The organism is Paraburkholderia panacisoli (genome assembly GCF_008369935.1).
Lineage (GTDB): Bacteria > Pseudomonadota > Gammaproteobacteria > Burkholderiales > Burkholderiaceae > Paraburkholderia > Paraburkholderia panacisoli.
In genome coordinates, this window is sequence record NZ_VTUZ01000029.1 from 50243 (window position 1) to 76788 (window position 26546).

Here is a 26546-nt window from a genome sequence, read left to right on the forward strand (position 1 = left end):
CAAAAGAACCAATCGTTATGTATATGCAAAGCACAGTCGGGACGAAAAGCTTCGCCGCGCTCGGCGTGTTCACGTTCGCTCACTTCAGTCGAGGACGAGGTCGGCCGGTATCAAGCCTCTGTTCTAACGCACGCGCGCCCGATCAGGCTGCAGTTCAGGCGCACGTCGTGAATGCCTCAATGCACTTTCGGAAAACCGTGACGCTGCGCGAGCAGATCCAGAATGCGGCGCGTATCCGTCACGAAGCGCTTTTCGCCTAGCGTCTGAGCGTCGGCGGGCGCCGGCTGCTCGTCGCCGAGAATCAGCACGGGCAGACTCTGATGCTCGGCATCGAGCGCTTCGATCTCCGCGGCGCGCGGTCGCGGGAACGGCAGCCGGCGGACATCGAGGCGCGCGTTGAGCGCGGGATCGCTCGCCAGCAAGCCTTCGATGGGCGCCCCGTCCGGGCAGATGAAGCACTCACCGGGATGCGTCAGATCGGTAAAGCAGGCTCCAGCAGCAATAGCAAATCTCGGCTCATGGTGAGCGATGCTCGAATAAGGTGTGAGTGGATGACTGCGCTGCTTCAGAACACGCGTCCTTCAGTCAGATGCGTGGTCACGCCGTTCAGTTCGTAGTCGCCGATCACGCGCGCTTTGTGCAGCAGCGGGTTGTGGCTGAAGATGGTGCGCAGATTGCGCCAGTGACGATCGAAATTGTGCGCGCGCCCCGTGGCCGAAGCGCCGCCGATTTCGAACAAGCGCTCGCCGGCGAAGAGCGCGAGCTTGCTCACCACGAGTTGGGTCTTGGCCGTGGTCAGCGCCCCTTCCAATACGAGTTCCTCCGCATCGGGCGCGCCGCTGTGAATCGCATTCGCTGAACGGTCGAGCGTGCGCGCATTGTTTGCGACCAGTGCATCGATCGACAGACTATGCGCGGCCAGATCGCCCACCACCTGCTGCACGAAGCCGTCTTCGCGCGCCGAGGGCGCCGGACTATGCAGCACCGGCCGCCCGTATTGCGTCACATAGCGCCGTGCATCCGCGACGATGTTGCGCACGATGCCCGCCGCGACGCTCACCAGATGCAACTGCCGCACCGCGCTGCCATGACGGCCGGCAAGACTCGTATAGCCGCGCGTCGCGATCTCGTCGGCAAAGACCTGCACGTTGTCGAGCACGAGGCTGCCACTCGCCGTCATGCGTTGACCCATGCCGTCCCAGTCGTCGATAACCTGTAGCCCCTCACGGGACACCGGAATGACGATCGACACCTTCTCGTCGTTCTCGTCCTGCACGTTGATGCGTGCGTAGTCGGAGAACGCCGTGCCGGTCGAATAGTATTTCTTGCCCGACACGCGAAAATGCGCGCCGTCTCGCACCAGCTTCGTGACGATTTCGCCCGGTCTCGACGTGCCGAGTTCCGTCGACGCGCCGCCAAAAATCGCCCCTTGCCGCACGCGTTCGATCTGCGTGTCGTTGAACGCGGAGCGCGGCGACAACAACAATTGCTCGGTCAGATCGAAGTGAATCCGCAATGCGTGCGCGACATTCGATTCATGCGCGGCCAGCGTGGCGATCACGTGAAAGAGATCTTCCAGCGAGCCGCCGAGTCCGCCCCATTCGGCCGGAAAGCGGAGCACGCTCAGACCGGATTCGCGAAACAGAGCGAAGCGATCGAACGGCAGCTCGCGCCGCACTTCACGTTGCGCGGCGTCTTCGCCGATCGCCTGCGCCAGCCCCGGCAAAGCGGCGAGCGCAGCCTGGAGCTTCGCGCGCGCGGCGCTGTCCTGAGAAACCTGCATGCGTTGAATCCTTGTAAAAGCGCTCGGATCGGACTGGATCCGACTGTGTGTCGTTGGAGCGTGAATCGGCGCCCGCGTGGCGCGCGTCGATATGACGGACCAGTATAGGGACGCGGCTTCGCCTGCAAAACCAGCGAATCGAGCTATAGATATGCGGGATTCTGAAATGCCAATCGCCGAAAAGGATCGACGAATCCGTTATTGGAGCAATGCAGAGGCTGTTTCTATACTCGATCCCGGTCAGCACTCACCAACGACGAGTGCCATATTTCAATCGCGGAAAGTCGAACATGAGCCTACGGCGAGTATGGCGACCTCGTCGAATCGGGCGTGCTCGATCCGACCAAGGTCACGCGCACGGCGCTGCAGAACGCAGCATCGGTCGCGGGTCTGCTCTTGACGACCGATGCCACCGTGCACGAAGCACCGAAAGATGCGCCGGCAGCGGGTCAGCCGAGCGGTCCGAGCGCGGGCGCGCCGGGACTCGATTTCTGAGCATCCACGTCGAGTCGCAATCACGCACGCGGGCATGCGGTAACGAGCGTGCCTGTGTGCGTTGCTTTCACTCCGCACCTCGCAGCAACGGAACGAACGGTCTGCATCAGCTGGGAAAAAACCGGTTCGCGGGCCGTGGCAAACCTAGATTCTCGCGTAACGTCACACCTTCATACTCGCGTCGGAACAGCCCCCGCCTCTGCAATTCCGGAATCACTTTATCGACGAAATCGTCGAGGCCCACGGGCAGATGCGAGAACATCACGTTGAAACCGTCCGAGCCCTCTTCCAGCAGCCATTGCTCCATCTGATCCGCGATCATCCCGGCCGTGCCGATCATTTCCAGCCCCGAATAGCCGCCGATGCGCTGGGCGAGTTGACGGATCGTCAACCCGTCGCGCTGCGCCCACTCGACCACCCGTTGCCGCGCCGTGCGGCTCGCGTTGGTCTCGGGAATGTCCGGCAGCGGCCCGTCCGGATCGAGACCGGACACGTCGTGCCCCAATGCAATCGACAACGACGCAAGGCCGCTTTCGTAATGAACGAACGTGTCGAGCCGCGCCCGCGTTTCCTGCGCCTGCTCCAGCGTATCGCCCACCACGACGAACGCGGCGGGCAGGATCTTCATGTGATCGTGCTGCCGGCCGAGCCGCTCCATGCGGCTTTTCACATCGGTGTAGAAGCGCTTTCCGTCGGCCAGGCTGCTTTGCGCGGTGAACACCACCTCGGCGGTTTCGGCGGCGATCTGCCGCCCCGCTTCCGACGACCCCGCCTGCACGATAACCGGCCACCCCTGAATGGGACGCGCGATATTCAACGGCCCACGAACCGAAAAATTCTCGCTCCTGTAGTTCAGCGTATGCAGCTTTTGCGGATCGAAGAAGGTGCCGGTCGCCGTATCGCGGATGAATGCGTCGTCGGCCCAGCTATCCCACAGTCCTGTGACCACATCGAAGAACTCGCGGGCGCGCCGATAGCGCTCGTCGTGTACGACGTGCTCGTCCAGACCGAAATTGAGCGCGGCATCCGGATTCGACGTCGTCACGAGATTCCATCCGGCGCGGCCGCCGCTGATGTGATCGAGCGACGCGAATCGCCTCGCCACGTGATAAGGCGCGTCGAACGTGGTGGACGCGGTCGCGACGAGCCCTAGCCGTTCAGTGACCGCGGCGAGCGCGGGGAGCAACGTGAGCGGTTCGAACGACGTGACCGTGTGGCTGTGCTTGAGCGCGTCGAGTGGCATGTTGAGCACCGCAAGGTGGTCGGCCATGAAGAACGCGTCGAAGCGGCCGCGTTCGAGCGTTTGCGCGAAACGCTTGAGATGCGCGAAATTGAAGTTGGCGTCCGGATAGGCGCCGGGATAGCGCCATGCGCCGGTATGAATCGTCGCGGGCCGCATGAAGGCGCCGAGGCGTAGCTGACGTGACATCTGCCGATCTCCGTTGCGAACAGGGTCGCGCCAGTTTAATCCTGCTGTATCGCGGCTGCTTGCAGGCTCGCAGCGCCGCGGATGCACTCACCTCACGCGATGCGCCGGCCGCCGCAACCCCAGGTTCTCGCGCAGCGTACGTCCTTCGTATTCCTCGCGGAACAGGCCGCGCCGCCGCAGTTCCGGCAGCACGAGATCGACGAAATCGTTCAGGCCGTGCGGCAGCACCGGCGGCATCACGTTGAAGCCGTCGGCGCCATGATTCACAAAGCGTTCTTCGAGTTGATCGACGATCTGCGCCGGCGTACCCACGAGCTGCCAGTGACCGCGCGCACCCGCGACCCGCAAATAGAGCTGGCGGATGGTCAGATTTTCGCGGCGGGCCAGTTCGATCGTGAGCACTTGCCGGCTCTTGCTCGCATTCGTTTCCGGCAGCTCGGGAATCGGTCCGTCGAGCGGATACTCCGACAGATCGAAACCGCCGGTCAGCCCGGACACCAGCGCGAGACCCACCTTCGGATCGACGAGCGACTGCAATTGTTCGAACTTCTCCGTCGCCTCGCTCTCGCTGCGGCCGACAATCGGCAACACGCCGGGCATGATCTTGAGATCGTCGGGATGACGGCCATACGCCCGCATGCGGCCCTTCACGTCTGCGTAAAAGTCGATCGCGTCTTGCAGTGTCTGCTGCGCGGTGAAAATCACCTCGGCGGTCTTCGCGGCCAGCTCGCGCCCCGCTTCCGACGACCCCGCCTGCACGACGACCGGATGCCCCTGCGGCGAACGCGCGACATTGAGCGGCCCCTTCACCTGAAAGAAGCGCCCCTTGTGATCCAGCACGTGCCGTTTGCCCGGCTCGAAGAAACGCCCCTGCGCCTTGTCGCGCACGAAGGCGTCGTCCTCCCAGCTGTCCCACAGGGCCGCCGTGACTTCGGCGAATTCGGCGGCACGCTCATAGCGCTCGGCGTGGTCGAAATGTTTGTCGCGATTAAAGTTCTTCGCTTCGTGCTCATTCGACGACGTGACCAGATTCCAGCCCGCGCGGCCGCCGCTGATGTGATCGAGCGACGCGAATTTACGCGCAATGTGATACGGCTCGTTGAAGCTCGTCGACGCTGTGCCTACGAGGCCGATGCGTTCGGTCACCGCTGCCAGCGCCGACAGCAGCGTGATCGGCTCGAACTGCGCCACGTAACTATGCGCGGTGCGGCTCAGAAAGTCGACGTCGTCGCCGCGCGTGCCCACACCGTCGGCGAGAAAGACGAGGTCGAACTTCGCGGCTTCGGCTGTTTGCGCAAGTTGCACGTAGTGGCGGAAATTCACGCCCGCGTCCGCCTGCGCCTCGGGATGACGCCACGCCGCGATGTGATGCCCGGAAGGATAGAGAAAAGCGCCGAGGCGCAGGTGTCCGCTACGTCTGCTCATGGAAGTCCGGGTTTGGGGATTGAAGGCGTGCTCTCGCGCCGGGCAAACGACGCGCGCGATTCATTGGATTCTCGTTGCCTGGGTCCATTCTCGCCACCAACAAATCAGCAGATCCATATTCCGCAATGAACTAACGAAAACCGCTTGAAAGGCGGGTCGGCTTTTCTGGTTTGCTGGTGGTCGCGCGTTGACCGATCCGGCAAGCGATCTTTCTAGTGGCAATACAAATCGTTCTCGGCGTTGAACATATCGAACGCGAGCCTGCTCGCCTGCTCCTGACGCACCGTCGACAACCAGCGCTGACGGCGCCAGTCGCTCACGGTTCGTTCGACGAACGCCGCACTCGCGAGGTCGCCTGCGCGCAACGCAACGAATGCGGGCTTGGGCGCGACCGTGCCCGGCAATTCGCGGTAATAGGCCCAGTCCGGCTGTTTCAGCAACGCACGGATCACGTACTCGTCATCGATGAGCGCCGCGCATTCGCCCGCCTGAAAAGCGAGCAACGCATCGAGCGGACGATCGAAACTGTGCAACGCGGCCCGCAACCGTTGCGCGGCGCGCGCCGCGAATGGGCTTTCTCGCGACGCGCAGATCGCGCGCGTTTGCAGGTCGCGCCAGTCCCGAACGTCGCCGTGGCGCAAAACCAGCGCCGCGCCACGTCCGGACGAGTAGGCAGTCGGCGAGAAGGCAACCGACGCATCGGGAGCAAACGCGAGTCCGGCGATTGCAACATCCGCCTTACCCGATTGCACGGCCGAACGCGCCTCCTGAGGCTGCGCGAGCAGCAGTTCCACTGGAAGTCCGACGCGCCGGCCGAGATCAGCCGCCAGCGCTGCGGAGAAAGCATCGGGTGCGCGCGCCGATCGGTCGACCTTGCCGACGTTCAGCGTCGGCATCGGTTGCGACGGCACCGCGACGATCAGAGAGCCGCGCGCGATGGCGGCGGCGAAAGGCCGTTGCTCGCCGAAAAGGCCCCGCAGCGCACCGCTTACCGGCGCGCCAAGCAACGCTACTGACAGCGCGAGCGCGGCCACGATCGCAAACGGCACCCATCGCGGTCGTCGGTCGACTTGTAGCGCAACCGCATGCCCCGCTCTAGCCATTTTGCGCGAGTCCCACCCGCCAGCGCAGCAAGCGCCGTTCAAGCAGCGAAAGACTCTTGTTGATCAAAAGGCCGAATAACGCCAGCAGCACGATGCCGGCGTACATGTCGGGAATCTGGAACGTCTCCTGCGAATTGAGCGTGTAGAAGCCGAGTCCCGAGCGGGCGCCGATCATCTCCGCCGCGACCAGCGCCGTGATGCTGTACGCGCCCGCGAGCCGGAGACCTGTGAGTATTTCAGGCAGCGCGGCAGGCAACACCACCTTCGCGAAGATGAATCCCTGCGACGCGCCCATCGAACGCGCGCAGTCGATGAAAACACGTTCGACCTGCTTGACGCCCGAAATGGTATTGAGCAACACCGGCCAGAAAGCAGCCCACACGATGATGGCGATCTTCGACGACTCGCCGATCCCGAGGAACAGGATGAACACGGGAAACAGCGCGAAAGCGGACACCTGCCGAAGCAATTGATAGAGCGGATCGACAATGCGTTCGGCGCGGCGAAACCAGCCGAGCGCAAAGCCGCACACCACTCCACCGACGACCGCCAGCAACAGACCGCTGAGCGAGCGGAACGCGCTCGCGCCGAGATGCTTCCACACTTCGCCGTTGTCGAAGAGCCGCACGATCGCGACGGCCACCTGCGACGGCGGGCTCAGATAAGCCGGGCTGACGACGCCAACGCGCGGCAACAATTCCCACAGCAGCACGAAAGCGATGAGCGCGACTGAGCGCTCGAACGCCACCGAAAAGCGCACGCTGCGGCGAGCAACACGCGGGCTGCGCGTTTTGGGTGCGATCAGAACCGGCAGATCGCGGACACTGTTTTGCTCGGCCACTCGATGCCCCTATGCGTCGTTCAGTTCGGTGATGCGCACCGCGGGCGAGCGCTGTTCGCCGAGTTCCTGGCTCAGACTCGTCCATGCACGCTCGCGCAACGCGACGAAGGCGCCGGAGTGGCGAATCGAAGCATGACGCGGGCGCGGCAAATCGATCTCCATGATCTCTTTCACGCGCCCCGGCCCGCGCCCCATGATCGCAACGCGATCCGCGAGAAAAATCGCCTCGTCGATGCTATGCGTGACGAACACGACCGTCTTCGCGCTGTGCTCCCAGATGCCGAGCAATTCCTGCTGCAGCGATTCGCGCGTTTGCGCGTCGAGCGCGCCGAAGGGTTCATCCATCAGCAGGATCTCGGGGCCGTAAGCCAGCACGCGGGCAATCGCCACGCGCTGGCGCATGCCGCCGGAAAGCTGATGCGGATAGTGATCGGCGAAATCGAGCAGGCCGACGAGCCGCAGAAAACGCTCCGCCTCGCTGCGCCGCTGCGCGCCTTTCACGCCGCGAATCTCCAGTCCGGTTTCCACGTTCTTGCGCACCGTGCGCCACGGGAACAACGCATAGCCCTGAAACACGAGGCCGAGCTTCTGACGCGCGGCGCTGACAGGTTCGCCGTCCACGGTGATCTCGCCCGATGTTTGCGGCACCAGTCCGGCCAGCACGCTCAGGAAGGTCGATTTGCCGCAGCCGCTCGGACCCAGCACCGCGAGGAACTCGCCCCCGCGAACGCTCAGATCGAATCCGTCGAGCACGGTATGGCTGGAACCGGTAGCCTCGTTGGTATAGCTAAGCGAGAGGTCGCGCGCGACGATCTTGTCGCGCGGCCGGGTGCCGCCGCTCATGACGACTCCCTGCTTGCGGACGTGGCCGCGTTCGCCTGCGACTGCTTCGTCGCGAACGGGTTGTACTCGTTGGTATAGACATCCTTGACCGAAACCTTGCCCTTCGGAATCTTGCCGGCCTGTTCGAGAATGTCGATGTAGTACTGGATCGGCGGCTCCGTGACGACGAGATCCTTCACATAGGCGTATCGTTCGACCAGCTTCACATCGATGCCGAGCCGTTCGGCCGTGAGCTGACGCGCTTCGTCCGGATGCGCATTGACCCAGTTGCCCGCCTTCGCAATCGCGGCGACGAAATCCTTCACCGCCTGCGGATGCGCGCGCGCAAACGCGCCGTTCGCGCTATACGGCGCCATCCCGCCCAAGCCCCCGTCTTCATCCCAGTCGCTCCACAGCTTGTGCAGTTGCGGATCGGCTTCGGCCGCGCCGGAGAACGGCGGATGAATGATCGCGATATCGACGTTCTTCGTCACCAGCGCCTGCTGCGACTGATTGTCGGGCACCACGATCCAGTTCACCTTCGACACGTCCACGCCGTGCTGCGATAGATACTTCTTCGTCACGAATTCGGCGCAAGCGCCGAAACTGTTGAATGCGACCGTCTTGCCTTCGAAGTCCTTCGGGCCGCGAATGCCCGAATCCGCGCGGGTGAAGTATTTCATGTGCGGCGCGTCGCGCAGCGTCTCGCCGCCGGCCGACACTACCTTGATGTCCGCGCCGCTGGCGATCGCCGAGATGACGAGCGGCACCATGCGGGAGCCGAAGTCGATTTCCCCGGTTCCGACCAGCGGAATGATTTGCGGCGCGGATATCTTGCCCACGTATTTCGGGCGCGTGCTGGTGTTCTCGAAGTAGCCGAGCTTGTCGGCGAGGTAGACGAGATCGAACGCCGGATTATCCGGATATTTGAAGTACGTGATCTCCTGCTTCACCGGTTTCTCAGCCGATGCCGGCGAGGAAGCCGCGGACGTTTGCGCGCGATCTTCCTGCGGTTTGCAGCCGCTCTGCAGGATGAGTGCCGCAGCCGCGCAAGCCGCAACGAGCCATTTTCCGGCGAAAGGTGGCCGAGGATGCGAAAAAGACGCCTTCATGAGATCAACCCGGGAGAGCAGCGTGAAGTGGGAGCGGCAATCGACAATTGCCGTTACGGTGCGCGAAAATTATCGCCGGGAGGGTGCGGCAATCAAACCAACAAAACGTGCTTAGGTTAGCTTGCGGTGTTCGATTGGCATTGCCGGAATGTTTGCTGAAACAGACGGTTTGCGGGGTGCCGTCTGAACGAACACCGTCTTGACGGCGTGCGACAACCTGGACGCCGGAAACGGAGAGACTTCACCCACCTTCCCAAAGCTTTCATAGCCAAACATCTCGCGCCCTGACAGGTATTGTCTGTTGAGTCGTCGCATTGACGGCGTTCGAATAGGGACTGGAAGATGAAATCTGGACTCATAGCGCTCACGCTGGCCGGCTGGGCAGTCAGCCTGTCTCTGACGGCGCACGCGCAAGCGAATTCCGTCTACACCGACGATCGGCCACCTCCGCCATGCCACGATCATCCGCCCGGGCCGCCTCCCTCAAACTCGGACGGCCCTCCTGTGCCGCCTCCGCACGACAACGGCGATGGAAGCCCTCCCAAAGGGCCTGCGCCTGATTGCAGCCGACCGCCTAACTGAGCGAAGCACGACTGCAACGGGGCGCGCCTGATCCCAGAGAACTGGTGCGTGAATGCGAGCGGACATGGCCGGACGGCGCAGCACAAGCGCGCCGAAGGGGTCCGCCTGGCGCCCGTCGACCGGCAGCCAGGCCTGATTGACCAGTAGCTCCTGCGGCACCGAGATCCCGGTGTGCGGAGTCACGACCAGGACGGGAGAGTCACCCCGGACAAGCCGGCCGTAAGGCAGGTTCTGCATGTTAGTACCCTCAGGTTCGCATCGACGCGCATTGCGTGCGCGTTGTTCGCGCGCGTGCTTATCTGGACCGCAAGCGGGACGTGACGCGCGCTCACTGACGGTACCCGAACAGAAATCGGTGGGAGTCTCCGTAAGCCGTGGTTTATCTGTTTATAAGCGGCTCTTACGAAGATTTCTTTGCTCTCGGGCTACATCGTGTGCAGGCAAGCTCCAGCTGCCGTGGTCACCGCAGCAGAGCTGCAGGATGGCTCAGGCGCGCATACCCAGACAACGAGGACTACCACGTGTCCCCCTGCAGCTAGTCTCCGACTTTCAGAAGAACTTTTCCACCTCGCTCCTGATGGGAGATTGCGGCGCCGATTTCCTCCAGCCGATAGGTCGCGGCTACTGGAATTGCAACTTCGCCCGCGGCCACCATCTTTGACGCCTGCATGATGGCGCCGGGAATCTGTCCGGCAAAGTCAGGATTGCCTAAAGAAAAGCCACGAATGGTCAGGTCATTGAAGATGACCTCGAAAGGGCTCACTGCGATGGCCGCAAAGCTCGGGGCAGCGTACGACACGAGTGTGCCACGAGGACCCAGCAGCTTGGCCAGACGGCCAGCAGCCTCGCCGCTGACAGCATCCAGCGCAAGCTGCACGCGCTTTGCGCCCAGCGCCTCTGTCATCTTCGTCGGCGCGTCATCATCGTCCAGCAAGACCAGATCGCATCCCGCTTCTCGCGCGGCATTCATCGCCTCGGCGCGGCGCACCAGTCCGAGCGTCTTGACACCTTTTTGCCTGGCGAAGCCGACTATCCAGCGCGCTATGGCCGAGTTGGCCGCGTTGATTGCAATCCAGTCATCCGGCTGAAGGTGCACGTATGTCTCGAGCAGCAGATGCGCGGTGGGCGGATTGATAGTCAGCATCGCCAACTGATCAGGGTCCGCATGGGCGGGAAGCACGACTATGCCGTCTACGTCGGCGACCATCCGCTCGCGCCAGATAAAGCTGCCAATCGGGAGAGTGACGCGATCGCCGACCCTGACGTTATCGACTCCTGTACCGACCTCCAGCACACGCCCCATACCCTCGTTGCCGATAACGGATGGCAATTCGGGATGCAGCGGGTACATGCCGCGCGCGACGAGAATGTCGCTGAAGTTGATTGGGGCATACTCGGCAGCGACCCTCACCTGGCCCGCGCCCGGACCGGCGAGTTCGGGCAACTCACGGAATTCAACTCCCGTTGCAGGGTCGCCATATGCCGTGAGCACGATACCTTTCATGATGCAACTCCTCTTCGATGGATTCCCAAGTAGACACGGCGTCCGGGCATGCCTTATGGGGCATCGGGTTGGGGAATGTCGTGTATTGCCACTGCATGCCGGGACCCGCCAGATGCGGAAACTCGACAACGCTATCTTCAGCGAACAAGGCAGCAGCGTGCTTCGTAGCGAATCGATTGACGGTCAGATCTGCGCTCTGCCCCCGTCCACGAAGAGTTCAATGCCCGTGACGAAACTCGAATCATCCGATGCGAGAAACAGGGCAGCTTTGGCAACTTCGTCGGCTTCCCCCATGCGTCCCATCGGGATGGTAGATAAAACCCTCGCAATAGCATCCTGAGGCTGCTGACCAATGATCGGGGTATCAATTGGGCCCGGGCTGAGGACGTTTGAACGGATGCGACGGTCCTTCAACTCCACAGTCCATCCACGTACGAAATTGCGGATGGCGGCCTTGGTCGCGCCGTACACCCAGAAGGCGGGTGTCCCTTTGGCGCTCGCGACGGAGCCCGTGAGAATGATCGATCCGCCGTCATTCAAGAGCGGCAGAGCCTTCTGGACGGTGAAGAGCACTCCCTTCACGTTGGTATTGAACAGTTTGTCGAAATGCGCTTCCGTAATATCGCCCAAGGCGGCGAACTCAGCGATGCCAGCGTTGGCGAAGACGATGTCGATTCTTCGCCCTGTCGCGTCGACGTTCTCATAGAGACGATCAAGATCATCCAGATTGGCGACGTCTCCATGAATGCCAGTCACATTGCCCCCGATGGCCCTCACGGCTTCGTCGAGCTCCTTCTGGCGACGGCCGGTGATAAAGACGTAGGCGCCCTCGGCCACGAAGAGCTTCGCGGCGGCGAGGCCTATCCCCGACGAGCCGCCGGTGATGACGGCCACCTTTCCCTGCAACTTATCCATAGCGACGACTCCGTTGATTGCTAATCCCGATTGGCAGCGCCTCTGGTAGCGCCCATGCCCGGCTGCATTCGAGGGTGGATTGCGCGTACCAACTAACGCCGGCCGGTCAGTCGATCATCTCGTTGGCCGTCCGGCGGCTAGACCTCGAACCGGAACGCCGCCCCGTCGCGCCTCACATGTCCAGCTGTCGGCGCGGCATAGTGAGTGCCGATGACGAGGATCGGCTGGTCGGCCCATTCGGCGAACATCTTCGCGCGGGTGATCGTCGCGGCGCGGGTGTCGCTGTCGAGGCTTGTGGCCCAATCGGGGTGCGCCATCTGGCAGGGATGGTGCGCAATGTCGCCGGTGATCACCGCGCTCTGCCCTTCCGATTCGATCACCACGCTGACATGGCCCGGCGTGTGGCCAGGGGTTGGCCTCAGGCGCACCTCAGGCGAGACGCGGTGGTCCATCTCCACCAGTTCGGCCAGGCCGGCGTCGAAGATCGGCCGCACGCTGTCGCCCATGATCGCCTGCTGCTCCTCGTCGCCCCCGTTGCTCCAATGCTCGAATTCGCGCTTGCCAATCAGGTAGCGTGCCGTGGGGAAGGTCGGGACCCACTTGCCGTCCACCAGCATGGTGTTCCAGCCCACATGGTCTACATGCAGGTGAGTGCAGACCACGGCGTCGACACTGTCGCGGCTCCAGCCGGCATCCGCCAGGTGTTGCAGGAACGGCGTCGCGAGCGGGTTTCCGCCCACCAGATGGCGTGGCTTGTCGTTGCCGATGCACGTGTCGACCATCAGCCTCAGCCCCGGCGCCTCCACTAGCAGGGCGTGGACGGACACGTTGAGCGAACCATCCTCGTTGACGAAGTGCGGATAGAGCCAGGGGCTGGTCTTCAGCGCCTCCGGCGTCGCGTCCCGCAGGAAGAAGCCGTCCGGATCGTGGGGCAAGGAAAACAGCATCTCGACCACGCATGTGATATTCACCGAGCCCACCTGCCAATTCAACATAACGGCCTCCTTATGGTTGCAGCGCGTCGAGGAAACCTCGTCCGCTCGCCTAAACTGCTTCGGCCAGGGCACAGGATGGAACAGGCGCGCGTGGGCGCTGTGAAGATCCGCTTGTCATGTCGGTCACATCGTCAAAATGACTTTGCCAAACGGCCGATCCTCTATCAGGTGACGCAGGGCTTCGCCTGCTTCGGCAAGGGGGTAGATGCTCTCGACGATCGGCTTGACTGATCCGCTTACGATTAACGGAATGATGTCCTGCCACGCAGTGGCGATCGTGGCCGGTGACTGGGCGAACAGGGAGAAGCCAGCCATCCGCGCGCGCTTCCAGATCAGGTCGGTGACATCGATGGTGGTTCTGCGGCCAGCGGAGTAGCCCAACGTGATCAGGACACCGCCGTGACCCAGGCTGCTCAACGCCTCACTCGTGACAGCGTTGCCGATGCTCTCGATGACGATATCGACGCCCTTGCCATCCGTGATTCGACGAACGCCGTCGGCGAGACCTTCCGCGGTGAGGTCGATCACGTCTTCGAAGCCAAGTTCGCGCGCTCTCGCGGCTTTCGCCGCGCTGCCAGCGGTAGAGATCACCTTGCCGGCGCCCTGCGCCCGCGCGAGCTGATAGGTCGCGTTGCCGACCGACCCGCCGATTCCCGGCGCCAGCACCGTCATGCCCGGCTTGAACCCGGCGTCGGTGAGGCTGATCTGTGCCGTCAGATAGGCCACCGGAATGCTGGCCGCGACGACGTCCCCGATCGCGTCGGGCGACACCAGATGTTCCGGCCTCACCAGCAGCCATTCCTGCCACGTTCCGTTCTCACCAACGCCGTAGGGTCCGGTGAACATCACGCGGCTTCCCACCGCGAGCCCGGAGTCGCCTGCGTCCTCGACGACACCGACACCCTCATTGCCGGGCACCAGCGGCGCCCTGGCTCGAGGATGTCCACCCGACAGGACCGTGTATTCGAGCGGCGTGACGCCGGCCGCCGTCACGCGAACCAGCACCCGGTCCTTCGCCCGTTGCGGCTTGGGTAATTCGATCTGCCGCAAGCCGTCATAGCCCGAAAAGGTTTCCGCTTCGATTGCACGCATGGGTATATCCTGTAAAGTAACAGACCTGTACGTCACTTTCATAGTAGGTACTGGTCTGTTACTTTGTCAACCATAAAATTCGAATCAAAGGAGTTTGCGCATATGAAGACAGGAGCCCGACCCCGACGGGGAGCGCCGCCCAAGGGCGAAGTGAGCGCGCGCGAACGTATCCTCGCGACGGCAAGCGACCTGTTCTACCGCGAGGGCATCCGTGCCATTGGCGTCGACACGGTCGTCGAGCAATCCGGGGTGTCGAAGACGAGTCTCTATCGCGTATTCGATTCCAAGGACGCGTTGATCTCTGCTTTCGTCGCCGAGAAAAACCGGTTGTTCTGGGCGTGGTGGGATGACATTGAAGAGAAGCATGCTGAGGACCCGCGCGCTTTGCTGGACGCGCTGCTATCTGGAATCGCGAAGCGGATCGCGCACCCCGCCTTTCGTGGCTGCCCCTTTCTCAACCTGATGACGGAGTTTCCCGACGACAACCATCCTGGCCGGGTGATCGCCCGAGACAACAAGGAGGAAATGCGGGCGAGGCTCGCAACGATCGTTGCCAGGCTCGGCGTCGGTGATCCCAACCGTACCGCGTCTCAGATAGCGCTGCTCATCAACGGCGCGTATGTCACCGGCCTGATGGCAGAATCGGCCGATCTGAAGGACGAGCTCGTCGATGCCGCCATGAAATTGTTGGCTTAGTGGTTCGGCGAAACACCGCGCCAACGTGAAAGTGCCGAGCGCTGGTGGCGCGGAGTTGAAAGATTGCGCACCAGGCAGGTCGATTGGCTCATCGGGTATCAGGCTTAGGAGCACTGCCGCCCAGCCCGGCGCTGTCATGGCAAATATCAAGGAGTACGAACGCGATCATCTGCCGGAATCGGTTCTTGCCTCGAGTGCCTGGACGACAGCCGCGATGTCGGACTGTCCATGCCCCAACGCCTGCGCCTCATCGAAAAGCGCATAGCAGACGTCCAATAGCGGCGACGCGACCCCGGCTTCCCTGGCCGCTTCCGCAATCAATCGATTGACCTTCAGCACATTGGTGATCGACCCCTGGACATCGAAGTCACGCATCACCAGTTTGAGAATTTTCACGCGTGAGATGTCGCTTGCCATCTGACCGGCGTCCACGATGGCGCGGAACTGCTGCATGTCCAGACCATGCCGCTCGGCAAAATGGGCCGCTTCCGCGAGGCCCGTGACCGTGGTCATCAGAAACAGGTTCACCGCGAGCTTCATGAGAAGCCCACGCGGAACCGGGCCGCACACAATCGTCTGATGGCACATTGGCGCGAGCAGAGGGCGGACGCTTTCGACGGCCGCGTCTTCGCCCGCCAGCATCGCCACGAGCTGGCCGGCCTCGGCGGGCTTGCGCGAGCCCGAGACGGGCGCTTCCACGTAGCCGCCACCGGCGTTGCGGATGTCGGCTTCGAGTCCCCGCGAGTAGTCGGGCGAGGTCGTCCCCATGTGGACGATCGTGTGATGCGCAACGTTCGCGCTGAATTGCGATGTGCCGCGGCCGAGAACGGCGTCGACTGCGTCGCCATCGACCAGCATCAGGAATACCACGCGGGTCCGTTTAAATATCTCGGCAGGATTCGTCGCGACGGTTGCACCCGCCGCTCGCAAAGACTCACTCCTGTCAGCGGAGCGATTCCAGACAATGAGCTGTGTACCCGTGCGGGCCAGATTGAGCGCCATGGGTTGTCCCATGACACCTAAGCCGATGAAACCGATGTCCATACTGACCTCCATCCCAAGGCGGTTGGCGCTTGTAGCGACACGCTCGGATAAGTTGCCGCGAATACCAGGAGCGGGTTTCGAATGCGGAGCATGCGGACATGAAGACATGTATATGATTGGCTTTTCCTGCGGGACCGCGCCCTGGATGACATCCCGTTGCTCGCCTGCTGCGGCGAGTAGATGACATTGCAGGGCGACCAGCGCGCTTTCGCCGCGTCCCGCGCGACGAAGGCACGTAGCGCGCCCGAAATCCTTTCGGGGTCCGTAATTTCCATCATGAGCATGCTTCACCTGCAATCCCGCTTTGCGGAGTCAACACGAATGTTGCTGCCGGCGCGGCACGACCATGTTCACGACATGCACCAGCACGGCCTCATCGTCCTGGTTCAGCGTCGTCGTTCGGAGCTTGATCAGGCCCTGCTCCGGACGGGACTTTGACGGCCGCACCTCGATCACCTCGCACTCGACGCGCAACTCATCACCGGGCCGCACTGGCCGGGGCCAGCGGCACTCGTCGAGCCCGGCGCCGACGAAGCCGCCAGCCGGCTTGAGTTCGGTCTCGATCATCAACCGCATCGTCACGGCAGCGGTGTGCCAGCCGCTGGCGGCCAGTCCACCGAAAATCGAGCGGCGCGCCGCCGCCTCATCGAGATGAAAGGGCTGTGGATCGAACTCGGCAGCGAACGCAAGGACCCGCTCCTTGTCGATGCGCAGCCGCCGTGAGCCGAACGTCTGCCCCACTGCAAAATCTTCCAGATAGCGCTCGTTCAATTGATTCATGATCCCGTCCCAGCCTTATGCAATGGTTTGGAGCACGAGCCCAATGACTTCCCCGCCGCCGATGCACAAGGTGACGAGGCTCCGTTCGAAACCATCACGGCGCTTCGAATGAATAAGGCGGGCGGTGAGCACGGTCTCTGTTGCCCCGATCGGGTGGCCACGGGCGATGGCGCCGCCTTCGACCATGACGATGGCTTGCGACGACCTGAGAAAGCCTCTGCTTCTGTCACCGCATGGCGTGCCGATCATAAAGTGACTAACCTGTAACTAATTTTAATAGTACGGACAGGTCTGTTACTTTGTCAAGCGAGAAATCGGAACGGGAGAAGCAGGCTCCTGGTGGCTAGCTTGCCACTGGTCTTCGGGATAAACGCTCTTCTGATAGGGTCCAGCCGGTAGCTCTCCTGCCTGAGCGCAAGCGCCAACTCGCCGAGCCACTTCTGTGCCCCAAATGCTTCGACTTCCGCGAAGTCCTCCTTCGGCTGCTCCTGTTGCGGTGCGGAATCCGAAGGAGTCGATCAGGTGCCGGGTCCCGCCGCGCTACATGGCCGGAAGACCCAGCATTGAGCGCGCTTTAGCGGCACTTGCCACCGGTCGGCCATATTCGCCGCACAATGAGGCCACCCGCGCAACCAGTTGCGCATTGCTCTTTGCCAGTGTGTCCTTGTCCCAGCGCACGTTGTCCTCCAGACCGGTGCGACAGTGCCCGCCCAGTTGGAGCGTCCAGTGATTGACCTCCAACTGATGCCGTCCGATACCAGCGGCCGTCCACGTCGCATCCGGCAGCAGCGCCTTGAGTTGTTGGACCTCGAACTCGAGAATCTCGCGACGCGCCGGCAGCGCGTTTTTTACACCCATCACGAACTGAACGTGCACAGGAGATTTCAGCAGCCCTTGCTGCACGAGATCCCCTGTGCTGTACAACATCGCCAGATCAAAGATCTCGATTTCTGGTTTGACGTCGTGGTCGAGCATCATTTGCGCAAGCGCACGCACGAAGTCCGGCGGGTTCTCATAGACGGTAGTCGGAAAATTGACAGAACCCGTTGCGAGCGATGCCATATCGGGGCGCAAATCCAGCATCGCGCCGCGTTGCTCGAACGAACGGCCACGACCGCCTGTCGAGAACTGAATGATGATGTCAGGGCAGTGCTTGCGGATGCCCTCCTGGAGAGCGGCGAAACTCGACCGGTCAGAACTGGAGTTCTCCTGTTCGTCACGCACGTGCAAGTGAACCAGCGATGCCCCGGCTTCGTACGCTTCGTGCGTGCTATCAATCTGCTCGGAGATCGTGATCGGCACAGCCGGGTTGTCCTTCTTGCGCGGAACTGAGCCAGTGATGGCAACGGAGATAATGCACGGTTCACTCATGGCTAATGCTCCAGTTCGAGGTTTCCGTCCCGCCTATATGGCGAGCGATCATGAACGTGTGCCCGGCGCAACGCCCGCACACCACGTTGTCCAAGTCTAGTTCAACCGCGCGCGATGAGCATCGCTCGATCTAGCCGCCGCTCACAGCCGCACGCCGGCGGCGCTCGACTGATCCGCCGTCGGCAGTTCGAAGCAGAAGGTCGTACCCGCTCCCGCGCGATCGACCAGACGTATCTGACTGTGATGCAATTGCAGCATGCGCTGCACGATCAGCAAGCCGAGTCCGCCGCCACGATGCGGCCCACTCGGGTTGAACGGGCGCTCGAACAGACCCGCTCTTTGTTCAGGGGGAATGCCGGGGCCGGTATCGCTCACCGTCACCGACACCTTGCCGCCCTGATACGCGAGGTCCACGTCGATCGCCCCTTCCGCGGGCGTGTGGCGGATCGCGTTGTCGAGCAGATTCGTCAGCACACGCTCGATCATCCCCAGATCGGCGCACACGTTCGGCAGGCGCGGCGGAATGCCCGCCCGCAAGCGGATGTGCCGCGCCTCGGCCGGCAACTCGAATTTCTGAAAGACGTCCTGCACCAGATCGACCAGCGAGAACGGTTCGAGCATCGGCTGCACGTTGCCGTGTTCGAGCCGCGCCAGTTCGAATAGCGACTGCGCGAGCCGCCCCACCTTGACGCTTTGCGCGAGCGCGATGGCCAGATAGCGGGCGCGCTCCACTTCGCCGATGCTGTCGGCCTTCAGCGAAAGCGTCTCCAGATAGCCGTGCAGCGAGGTCAACGGCGTGCGCAGGTCGTGCGAGATGTTGGCGATCAACTCGCGCCGTTGCTGGTCCTGCCGTGTCAGCGCGCGCCACTGGTCGCCGATGCGCTTGGCCATCTGCGCGAACGTCGCTTCGAGTACGGCGATTTCGTCGCGCTGTCCGGCGGGCGCCGAGCGCGGCACGCTGGGTTGCGTGTCCGGTTCGCCTTCCGCGTCGAAACGGCGCATCGCGTCGGTGAGACGGCGCAGCGGCCGCGTGATCAGCCCGAATGCCATCAAACCCGCAAGCAAGCCCAGCAGCGCAACCAGCGCCATCGACCACAACGTGGTGCGCAGCACCGAGCTGGCCGCCACGCGCGCGGCGAGCGCGTCGTGCTCTTCGCCGAGCAGCACCACGTAGATATAGCCGGACGGCGGCTGGCCGTTCAGTTGCAACGGCGCGGCGCTGAACACCTTTTCGCCGGCGACGCTGCGCGGGTCGTCGCCGAGGATCGGCAACGCGTCGCCCGCGATGAAGCGCCGGATCGGCGCGAGGTCCACCTGTTGGCGCTTGACGTGACCCGCCGGGGCATCGTCGCCCTGGATGCGCCCCTGGTTGTCGAGCAGGTAGACCTCGACGCTCGGATTCACCATCATCAACTGCCCGAACAGCTGGCGTACCGCGTCGGGGCGCAAGCCGTTCGCGTCCATCAGCGTGGTGCGGTGCGCGATATGGTCGGCGAGGTTCTTCGACAGGCTCTGCACCACTTCCTTTTCGTGCAGATCACTCGAACGGATTTGCAGCCACGCCGACGCGCCGCAACACGCGAGCAATAGCGCGGAGAAAACGAGCGAGAGCCGCTGGGTGAGCGTCAGATTCACGGCGCGTCCTTATGAGTGCCGCCCGTGGGCGGCGCCTCGCCGCTGGCCACGGCCAGCTTGTAGCCGCGTCCCCAGACGGTGAGGATGCGCTCGGGCTGGGCCGGATCGGCTTCGATCTTCGCGCGCAGCCGGTTGATGTGGGTGTTGACGGTGTGCTCGTAGCCCTCGTGCTGATAGCCCCACACGGCATTGAGCAGGTCCATCCGCGAGAACACCTTGCCGGGATGCTGCGCGAAGAAATACAGCAGGTCGAATTCGCGCGGCGTCAGTTCGATCGGCGTGCCGTCGACGGCGGCCTCGCGTGTCAGCGGGTCGATCGTCAGTCCGGCGATACGCAGGCTGCCCGCGTCGATGCGCGAGTCCTTCGCCAGCGCCTCGACGCGCCGCAGCAGCGCCTTCACGCGCGCCACCAGTTCGAGCACCGAGAACGGCTTGGCCAGATAGTCGTCGGCGCCCAGTTCGAGGCCGAGAATGCGGTGCACTTCGCTCGACCGCGCGCTGGTGATGATGATCGGCGTATAGCGCGTCATCGCCCGCGCGCGCCGGCAGATTTCCAGCCCGTCGACGCCGGGCAGCATCAGATCGAGGATCAGCGCGTCCCAGCCGCCTTGCTCCAGCAGGCGCAGCCCTTCGTTGCCGTCGGCGCTGTGCACGACTTCGTAACGTTCATCGCGCAGATGAAGGCTCAGCACGTTGGCGATGTCGACGTCGTCTTCGACGATCAGGATGCGCTTCGGTTGGTCCATGGAGGGCTTCGGGTGCCTGAAGGAACGTGAAGGGAACGTGATTCGGCGCGCTGGCGGACGACCCCTCAGCCGACGCGGGCCGTGGCGTCATTGTGCAAAATTTTCGGGCGGCGAGTTATCACATTTAATTTAACTTTTCGTGAGGACTTCGACATCGGCGGTGTCCTACGATGACGCCACTTTTCGTCACTTCGCGCAACTACGCACGAACACTCATCAAGGGGCTCATCATGCAATGCAGAAGGCGCTTCCTTTTTTCAGGCGCGGCGGCGCTCGCCGCGCTGGCCGCCGCAAGCCGCTGGCGGCCGGTGACCGCCGCCGCGGCACAGTCCGGCGCGCCATCCGAAAGCTTCGAAGTCACCCGCACGGACGCGCAATGGCGCCAGTCGCTGACGCCGGCTCAGTATGCCGTACTCCGCCACGAAGGCACCGAGCGGCCATACAGCAGTCCGCTGAACGACGAGCATCGCGCGGGCGTATTTGCCTGCGCGGGATGCCGGCTCGATCTGTTCGCGTCGCACACGAAATTCGACAGCCATACCGGCTGGCCGAGTTTCTGGGCGCCGCTCGATCATGCCGTGGCGACCCGCGAGGACCGCTCGTTCGGCGTATCGCGCACGGAAGTGCATTGCCGGCGCTGCGGCGGCCATCTCGGTCACGTGTTCGACGACGGCCCGCCGCCGACCGGCCTGCGCTACTGCATGAACGGCGTCGCACTGATGTTTACCCCGGCTGCCGCCTGAGCCGGCCCACTCCCGCTGAACGACCCGCACTCCCACGCCCGGAATCGCCATGCTACTCATCGTTCTCGCCTATCTCGGCGGCGCCCTCACGATCCTCAGCCCCTGCATCCTGCCAGTGCTGCCGTTCGTTTTCGCGCGCGCCGATCAACCGTTCGTCCGCAGCGGCCTGCCCTTGCTCGCCGGCATGGCGCTGACGTTCGCTCTCGTCGCGACGCTGGCCGCCGTCGGCGGCGGCTGGGTCACGCAGGCCAACCAGTATGGCCGCTGGCTCGCGATCGCGTTGCTCGCCATCTTTGGCCTGACGCTGCTGCTGCCGCGTTTCGCCGATCATCTGATGCGCCCGTTCGTGAGCGCCGGCAACCGGCTGTCGAACTTCGCGCAAGCCGACGGTCAGCAGGCTCGCGCGGGCTCGTCGTTTCTGCTGGGCATCGCGACCGGCCTGCTGTGGGCGCCGTGCGCCGGCCCGATTCTCGGGCTGGTGCTGACCGGCGCGGCGCTGCGCGGCGCGAGCGTCGGCACCACGCTGTTGCTCGCGGCCTATGCGGCCGGCGCCGCGACTTCGCTCGCGGTGGCGCTGCTGATCGGCGGCCGGGTGTTCACGGCGATGAAGCGCTCGCTCGGCGCGGGTGAATGGATTCGCCGTGGAATCGGCGCGGCGATGCTGCTCGGCGTCGTGGCGATCTCGCTCGGTCTCGACACCGGCGTGCTGGCGCGCGTGTCGACGATCGCCACCGGCGGTCTCGAACAGAAGCTGGTCGATAGGCTCTCGCCCGCCGCGCAGCCGGTGAAGCCGGCCGTGGCGGACAACGGCGGCGCGATGACGGCCGGCAACACGCCGGCCATCGCGGCTGCCGATGCCAAAGCCAACGGCAATGCCGATGCCAACGCGAGCACACCCACCGCCGGCGCATCCGCTTCGATGATGCGCGCGACGCACGCCATTTCTGGCGACGCTGCGCCGCTGCCCGTCGAAGGCGTGCTGCCGTCGCTGGACGGCGCGGTTCAGTGGCTGAATTCGCCGCCGCTGACCACTCGGGACTTACGCGGCAAGGTCGTGCTGGTCGACTTCTGGACTTACTCGTGCATCAACTGCCTGCGTTCGCTGCCATATGTGAAAGCGTGGGCGCAGAAGTACAAGGACCAGGGGCTCGTCGTGATCGGCGTGCACGCGCCGGAGTTCGCGTTCGAACGCAATATCGACAACGTGAAGAAGGCCACGCACGACCTCGGCGTCGACTACCCCGTGGCGATCGACAATAACTACGCGATCTGGCGCGCGCTGAACAACCAGTACTGGCCGGCGCACTATTTCGTCGACGCGCAAGGTCAGATCCGCTACCACCATTTCGGTGAAGGCGACTACGCGGAATCGGAGAAGGTGATCCAGCAACTGCTCGCCGAAGCAGGGCATACGAGTGCGACGAAGGTCTCGCTCGGCATCGCGGGCACGAGCGCGCAAGGCGTGCAGGCAGCGGCCGATAACGCCGATCTGCAATCGACCGAAACCTACATCGGCTATCAGCGCGCGGAGAACTTCGCGTCGCCCGGCGGCCAGGCGCAGGACAAGGTGCGCACGTACACAGCGCCGTCGCAGCCCGGCGTCAACGATTGGGGATTGGCCGGCGCATGGAAGGTCGGCGCCGAGCAAGCAAGCCTCGCGGCGGCGAACGGGCGCATCGTGTATCGCTTTCATGCGCGCGATCTGCATCTGGTGCTCGGCCCGGGCAAGGACGGCAAGCCGGTGCGCTTCCGCGTGAGCGTGGATGGCGCGGCGCCCGGCGCAGCACACGGCGCCGACAGCGCCGCCGACGGCAGCGGCACGGTGACCGAACAGCGCCTCTACCAGCTCGTGCGGCAAAGCGGAGATGTGACGGACCACACGTTCTCGATCGAGTTTCTCGATCCGGGCGTGCAGGCGTATGCATTCACGTTCGGCTGATCTGAACCGGACGGCATCAATCAACCACGATCTATGACTATTTGAGGAACCGACATCATGAACACGACATCTGCCATCAAGGCTTCCTTGCGCAAGCGCTCGACCCTCGCCCGGGTCGCGGGTTGTGTCGCGATTGCGGCAAGCGTGCTGGCCGCGCAACGCATCGCCAATTCAGCCGAAGCGGCGACGAAGATTCCACCGCCCGTTCAGGACGAACAGGTCGGCGCCACGCATAGCGAAACCGCGGTGCTGGCGGGCGGCTGCTTCTGGGGCGTGCAAGGCGTATTCGAACACGTGCGGGGCGTAAAGCAGGTTGCATCGGGCTATTCCGGCGGCGCGGCCGGCACCGCGCAATATGAAACCGTCAGTGGAGGCGATACCGGACACGCGGAGTCGGTGCAGATCACATACGACCCGACGCAGATTACCTATGGGCGTCTGCTGCAAATCTTCTTCTCGGTCGCGCACGACCCGACGGAGTTGAACTACCAAGGTCCCGACCACGGCACGCAATACCGGTCGGCGATTTTCCCCGCCAATGCGGAGCAGCGCAGCGTCGCGAAGTCGTATATCGCGCAGCTCGATAACGCGCATGTGTTCTCCCGGCCGATCGTCACGCGCGTGGAGGAGTTCAAGGGCTTTTATCCGGCGGAGAGCTACCACCAGAACTTCCTCGCGCTTCATCCGGACTACCCGTATATCGCCATCAACGATCTGCCGAAGGTGAGCGGATTGAAGCGGATGTTTCCCGAGTTGCATCGCAACGATCCGGTGTTGCTGAAAACGGGTGCTTCATCGTGAGCGGTTGGGCGCTGCCTCGCGTAGGGATTTTCTCCTTGTGACGGCGCAGCGCCCCCTTTCCGGATCGACATAGGTGTGTCGCCGGTACGATCGTCGAGTCTGATCTCGACGACGACCGGCGACACGAACGTCCATCAGAAACGATGCCGGATACCCGCCTGAACCAGCGTCTGCGAATGGCTGCTCGACGCCGTGGTGGTGTAGATCTGCGCAAACGCACCAGGGCCGCTCGCGCGCTGGTAAATGCCCGTGAGGAACAGATCGGTGCGCTTCGACAGCAGATAGTCCGTGGCCAGCGTCACCTGGTTGTAGTGCGGTGAACGGCCGCCGGAGTAATCGCCCGCCGTGTACACATACGACACGCCGACGAGCCATGCAGGCGTAAAGCGCTTATACACGCCCAGTTCGCCGTTTTGCAGCCTGAGCCCCGACGAATCCGAGTAGTTGAACAGCACGTTCGTATAGCTCGCGAGCACGTTGACGAAGCCGAAGTCATAGTTCGCGCCCACGCCGAAGAAGCGCTGCTGGTCGGTGCCCGCGCCCGTCGGGCTCGTCACGAACGGCGAGCTGAAACCCCAGCCCGTGAAAGGCGGCGACATGTACCCCGAACCGAGTTGTTGAACCGGTTGGTGAAGAACATGTTGTCGTTGTCGCCGATGTGCGCGCCGAAGCCTGCGAAGAGATTGGCGGTTCGGCCCGCCGCATTCGGACGATTGGCGGCGGTGCCGACCAGCATCAATTTTTTCATAAGGTCTCCAAATGAATTATTCGTCGAGGGCCGGTGCACGACTCAGATCGGATCAACGGCATGACCCGCTGGACCTCGGTAGCGACCGGCTCTCAACAGGAGTTCGGAATGCAGTGTAAGTGCCGCCGGCTACGCTTTGTTATTCAAAATCTGCGGGGGCAATAGAAATTTGCTGAGTCGCTGGAAAGGCCGTCCACACGGGCCGAAAAGCGCGCGATCAACGTGCTCGGGAGCTAGTGATTACCCGGAGAGAAGGTGTTTCAGGGGGGAATGAACGGACAGGCGCAGGCCGATGGCCTGCTGTTCGGACTGCATGAACGCGCCATGAGCGACGATGCGCTAGCGCGCAGCTAGCCGTGCGGCCGCCTCGACGAAACGGTGGAGATACACGGCTAGCGGTTCGGTACGAAGAGTGGAGTTTGACGTCTGGTTACAGGTGCGCACAGGCGCGTGATGAAAAGCGGCTTTTCTCAAGCGAGTGACCGGGCCGCTTCCGCATGCCTGGAACGCACCCAGTAATTGAGCCCAGCGCAGCCCACCAGCAGCAAGCCGGTGACAAAAAACACCGGCTGCAACCCGAGATGCGCGCCAATCTGTCCGCCGATCAACGGCCCGACCACCTGCCCGCTGAACTGCGCGGACTGCAGATAACCCAAGGTCGTTCCCGACTGGCTTTCATCGACCGACTGACGCACCAGTTTCGCGATCGACGGCAACAACCCGGCGATCGTCATCCCCATCACGCCGCGCAGCAACGCGAGCTGCCACCAGTGCGTAACGAAAGCCTGCGGCAGCATGACCAGCGCCGTCGCAATCAGGCAGCCGATGATGACGTTCCAGCCGCCGACGCGGTCCGCGAGCGCCCCCAGCCGCGGCGCGGTCAGCATGCTGCCGAACGCGGACGCGGCCATCACGACGCCCGCCACGCGCGCAAGCTGTGCGTGCGGCACGCCCAACTGGCCGATGTACACCGTGATGATTGGCTCGATCGACATGTTGGCGAGCAGCACCATCATCGCCGTGACGAGCAGCGCCGGGATTACCGCGCGATTGACGCTCACGCGGGTCGACGCTTTCGCGGCGAGCCGGTGCTGCGCGTCGACGGCCTTGTCGAAGTCTTCGCGCACCAGCAGCAGGGTCGCCACCGCGGCCACCGCGATCATCGCGCCGCCGACGAAGAACGTGCCGCGAATCCCGACCCAGCCAGGCAGAAAGCCGCCCACCAGCGGGCCGATCAGATTGCCCGCCAATGCGCCGACCGACAGCACGCCGAGCGCCCAGCCGGCGCGTTCGCGCGGCGCCTGCGTGCCGATCATCACGATCGACGCCGATGCATAGCCGCCGATCAATCCGGCCACCAGCCGCAGCGTGACGAGGTCGGTCACGTTGCGCGCGACGCCGATCAAGGACATCACCACCGCCATGCCGATCGCCGCGCGCACGAGCATCGGCTTGCGTCCATAGCGATTGGCGAGGCGCCCCCACAGCGGCGCGGTCACGGCGGTGCCGAAGAAGGTCGCGCCGAACGCGACGCCTGACCATTGAACCACCGCGGCCGGCGAGCTGGCGCCGAGCTGCTCGACGTACAACGGCAGAAAAGGCAGCAGCATGCTCAGGCTCACCAGGGTGGTGAACGAGCCGAACACGCAGACCGCGAGATTGCGTTGCCAGTACGCCGTGTTGCGTTCCGCGTAGCTGGATTGACTGGGCCGAGTCGCCGATGCGTCGAGCCGATTCGCCGGAGAGTTCATGGGGTCGCTCAAGATGGTGGGACCGCGCCCGTGACGGCGCTGACCGCTTCCGAATGGATGGGATCTGAACATCGGGCAACCCAAGCCGAATCCGTCGACGCCCCGCTGTTGCAGCCTCGTTCATAGCTGAAGACTACGCAGGATCATCCATCTTGAAAAATGAATTTATCTGATCGGATCGATCTTATTTACTG

Annotated in this window: 23 protein-coding genes and 3 pseudogenes; 5 read left to right on the forward strand and 21 right to left on the reverse strand. The window is 63.3% G+C overall.

The window, feature by feature from the left end; all coding sequences use genetic code 11:
- Positions 1–176: 176 nt before the first annotated feature.
- Together FVF58_RS32980 and FVF58_RS32985 are read right to left on the reverse strand one after the other, a co-directional pair.
- Positions 177–520: pseudogene (locus FVF58_RS32980) on the reverse strand (DUF3088 domain-containing protein).
- Between the two features lie 45 nt (positions 521–565).
- Entirely contained in the window at positions 566–1783 is a 1218-nt protein-coding gene (locus FVF58_RS32985) for an acyl-CoA dehydrogenase family protein (RefSeq protein ID WP_149673946.1), read from the reverse strand.
- A gap of 300 nt (positions 1784–2083) precedes the next feature.
- Between FVF58_RS32985 and groEL the strand changes: the two are divergent.
- Positions 2084–2278: pseudogene (groEL, locus tag FVF58_RS32990) on the forward strand (chaperonin GroEL); the annotation flags it as partial.
- Between the two features lie 106 nt (positions 2279–2384).
- Here the strand turns inward: groEL and FVF58_RS32995 are convergent.
- The 10 genes from FVF58_RS32995 to FVF58_RS33040 all read right to left on the reverse strand — a co-directional run bounded on the left by FVF58_RS32995 (position 2385) and on the right by FVF58_RS33040 (position 14098).
- The gene (locus tag FVF58_RS32995; protein ID WP_149673947.1) at positions 2385–3707 is read right to left on the reverse strand and encodes an LLM class flavin-dependent oxidoreductase; all 1323 of its coding nucleotides are present in this window, start codon (positions 3705–3707) and stop codon (positions 2385–2387) included.
- Between the two features lie 87 nt (positions 3708–3794).
- Positions 3795–5132 carry an LLM class flavin-dependent oxidoreductase gene (locus tag FVF58_RS33000; protein ID WP_149673948.1) on the reverse strand — a complete coding sequence of 446 codons (1338 nt, stop codon included), beginning with the start codon at positions 5130–5132 and terminating at the stop codon, positions 3795–3797.
- Between the two features lie 212 nt (positions 5133–5344).
- On the reverse strand, positions 5345–6181 hold the full coding sequence (locus tag FVF58_RS33005; RefSeq protein WP_246217264.1) for a type 2 periplasmic-binding domain-containing protein: 837 nt from the start codon (positions 6179–6181) through the stop codon (positions 5345–5347).
- 46 nt (positions 6182–6227) lie between these two features.
- Positions 6228–6995 (reverse strand): ABC transporter permease, encoded by a 768-nt coding sequence (locus tag FVF58_RS33010; RefSeq protein ID WP_149674013.1) that lies wholly within the window; start codon positions 6993–6995, stop codon positions 6228–6230.
- 90 nt (positions 6996–7085) lie between these two features.
- Positions 7086–7919 carry an ABC transporter ATP-binding protein gene (locus tag FVF58_RS33015; protein ID WP_149673950.1) on the reverse strand — a complete coding sequence of 278 codons (834 nt, stop codon included), beginning with the start codon at positions 7917–7919 and terminating at the stop codon, positions 7086–7088.
- The gene (locus tag FVF58_RS33020) at positions 7916–9010 is read right to left on the reverse strand and encodes an ABC transporter substrate-binding protein (protein WP_149673951.1); all 1095 of its coding nucleotides are present in this window, start codon (positions 9008–9010) and stop codon (positions 7916–7918) included. The genes FVF58_RS33015 and FVF58_RS33020 overlap by 4 nt, the downstream gene beginning before the upstream one ends.
- Before the next feature lie 1117 nt (positions 9011–10127).
- Positions 10128–11096 carry a zinc-dependent alcohol dehydrogenase family protein gene (locus FVF58_RS33025; protein ID WP_149673952.1) on the reverse strand — a complete coding sequence of 323 codons (969 nt, stop codon included), beginning with the start codon at positions 11094–11096 and terminating at the stop codon, positions 10128–10130.
- Between the two features lie 183 nt (positions 11097–11279).
- Positions 11280–12011: an SDR family NAD(P)-dependent oxidoreductase gene (locus FVF58_RS33030; RefSeq protein WP_149673953.1), complete on the reverse strand. Its 732-nt coding sequence runs from the start codon at positions 12009–12011 to the stop codon at positions 11280–11282.
- 137 nt (positions 12012–12148) lie between these two features.
- Positions 12149–13006, reverse strand: a complete 858-nt coding sequence (locus FVF58_RS33035; protein WP_149673954.1) for an MBL fold metallo-hydrolase — start codon at positions 13004–13006, stop codon at positions 12149–12151.
- A gap of 123 nt (positions 13007–13129) precedes the next feature.
- Positions 13130–14098 carry a quinone oxidoreductase family protein gene (locus FVF58_RS33040; RefSeq protein ID WP_149673955.1) on the reverse strand — a complete coding sequence of 323 codons (969 nt, stop codon included), beginning with the start codon at positions 14096–14098 and terminating at the stop codon, positions 13130–13132.
- 102 nt (positions 14099–14200) lie between these two features.
- On the opposite strand from FVF58_RS33040, the gene FVF58_RS33045 reads away from it, so the two are divergent.
- Positions 14201–14794 (forward strand): TetR/AcrR family transcriptional regulator, encoded by a 594-nt coding sequence (locus FVF58_RS33045; RefSeq protein ID WP_149673956.1) that lies wholly within the window; start codon positions 14201–14203, stop codon positions 14792–14794.
- Positions 14795–14959: 165 nt separating this feature from the next.
- Here FVF58_RS33045 and FVF58_RS33050 read toward each other — a convergent pair whose 3' ends face one another.
- From FVF58_RS33050 to FVF58_RS33080, 6 genes and pseudogenes are all read right to left on the reverse strand, one after another.
- Positions 14960–15850: an NAD(P)-dependent oxidoreductase gene (locus FVF58_RS33050; RefSeq protein ID WP_223191184.1), complete on the reverse strand. Its 891-nt coding sequence runs from the start codon at positions 15848–15850 to the stop codon at positions 14960–14962.
- Between the two features lie 300 nt (positions 15851–16150).
- The gene (locus FVF58_RS33055) at positions 16151–16609 is read right to left on the reverse strand and encodes a MaoC family dehydratase (protein WP_188130986.1); all 459 of its coding nucleotides are present in this window, start codon (positions 16607–16609) and stop codon (positions 16151–16153) included.
- A gap of 24 nt (positions 16610–16633) precedes the next feature.
- Positions 16634–16810, reverse strand: a pseudogene (locus tag FVF58_RS33060) (acetyl-CoA C-acyltransferase); the annotation flags it as partial.
- 348 nt (positions 16811–17158) lie between these two features.
- Entirely contained in the window at positions 17159–17989 is an 831-nt protein-coding gene (locus tag FVF58_RS33070) for a 3-oxoadipate:acetyl-CoA acetyltransferase (protein WP_149673960.1), read from the reverse strand.
- 141 nt (positions 17990–18130) lie between these two features.
- Positions 18131–19624: a sensor histidine kinase gene (locus FVF58_RS33075; protein ID WP_149673961.1), complete on the reverse strand. Its 1494-nt coding sequence runs from the start codon at positions 19622–19624 to the stop codon at positions 18131–18133.
- Positions 19621–20370: a response regulator transcription factor gene (locus tag FVF58_RS33080; RefSeq protein WP_149673962.1), complete on the reverse strand. Its 750-nt coding sequence runs from the start codon at positions 20368–20370 to the stop codon at positions 19621–19623. The genes FVF58_RS33075 and FVF58_RS33080 overlap by 4 nt, the downstream gene beginning before the upstream one ends.
- Before the next feature lie 230 nt (positions 20371–20600).
- Here FVF58_RS33080 and msrB point away from each other — a divergent pair, with 230 nt between their 5' ends.
- The 3 genes from msrB to msrA are packed head-to-tail and all read left to right on the forward strand — an operon-like array spanning position 20601 to position 23853.
- The gene (gene msrB, locus FVF58_RS33085) at positions 20601–21113 is read left to right on the forward strand and encodes a peptide-methionine (R)-S-oxide reductase MsrB (protein ID WP_149674014.1); all 513 of its coding nucleotides are present in this window, start codon (positions 20601–20603) and stop codon (positions 21111–21113) included.
- Between the two features lie 49 nt (positions 21114–21162).
- Positions 21163–23052, forward strand: coding sequence for a cytochrome c biogenesis protein DipZ (locus tag FVF58_RS33090; protein ID WP_149673963.1), 1890 nt, complete (start codon positions 21163–21165; stop codon positions 23050–23052).
- Positions 23053–23109: 57 nt separating this feature from the next.
- Complete coding sequence (msrA, locus tag FVF58_RS33095) at positions 23110–23853, forward strand: peptide-methionine (S)-S-oxide reductase MsrA (protein ID WP_149673964.1); 744 nt, start codon at positions 23110–23112, stop codon at positions 23851–23853.
- Positions 23854–23987: 134 nt separating this feature from the next.
- Here the strand turns inward: msrA and FVF58_RS33100 are convergent, their stop codons facing one another.
- The 3 genes from FVF58_RS33100 to FVF58_RS33105 all read right to left on the reverse strand — a co-directional run bounded on the left by FVF58_RS33100 (position 23988) and on the right by FVF58_RS33105 (position 26352).
- Entirely contained in the window at positions 23988–24452 is a 465-nt protein-coding gene (locus FVF58_RS33100) for a porin (RefSeq protein WP_246217266.1), read from the reverse strand.
- Positions 24407–24601 (reverse strand): hypothetical protein, encoded by a 195-nt coding sequence (locus tag FVF58_RS53195; protein ID WP_246217267.1) that lies wholly within the window; start codon positions 24599–24601, stop codon positions 24407–24409. Before FVF58_RS53195 ends, FVF58_RS33100 begins: the two co-directional genes overlap by 46 nt.
- 470 nt (positions 24602–25071) lie before the next feature.
- A complete protein-coding gene (locus FVF58_RS33105) occupies positions 25072–26352 on the reverse strand; it encodes an MFS transporter (protein WP_149673965.1) in 1281 nt (426 codons plus the stop codon).
- Positions 26353–26546: the final 194 nt, after the last annotated feature.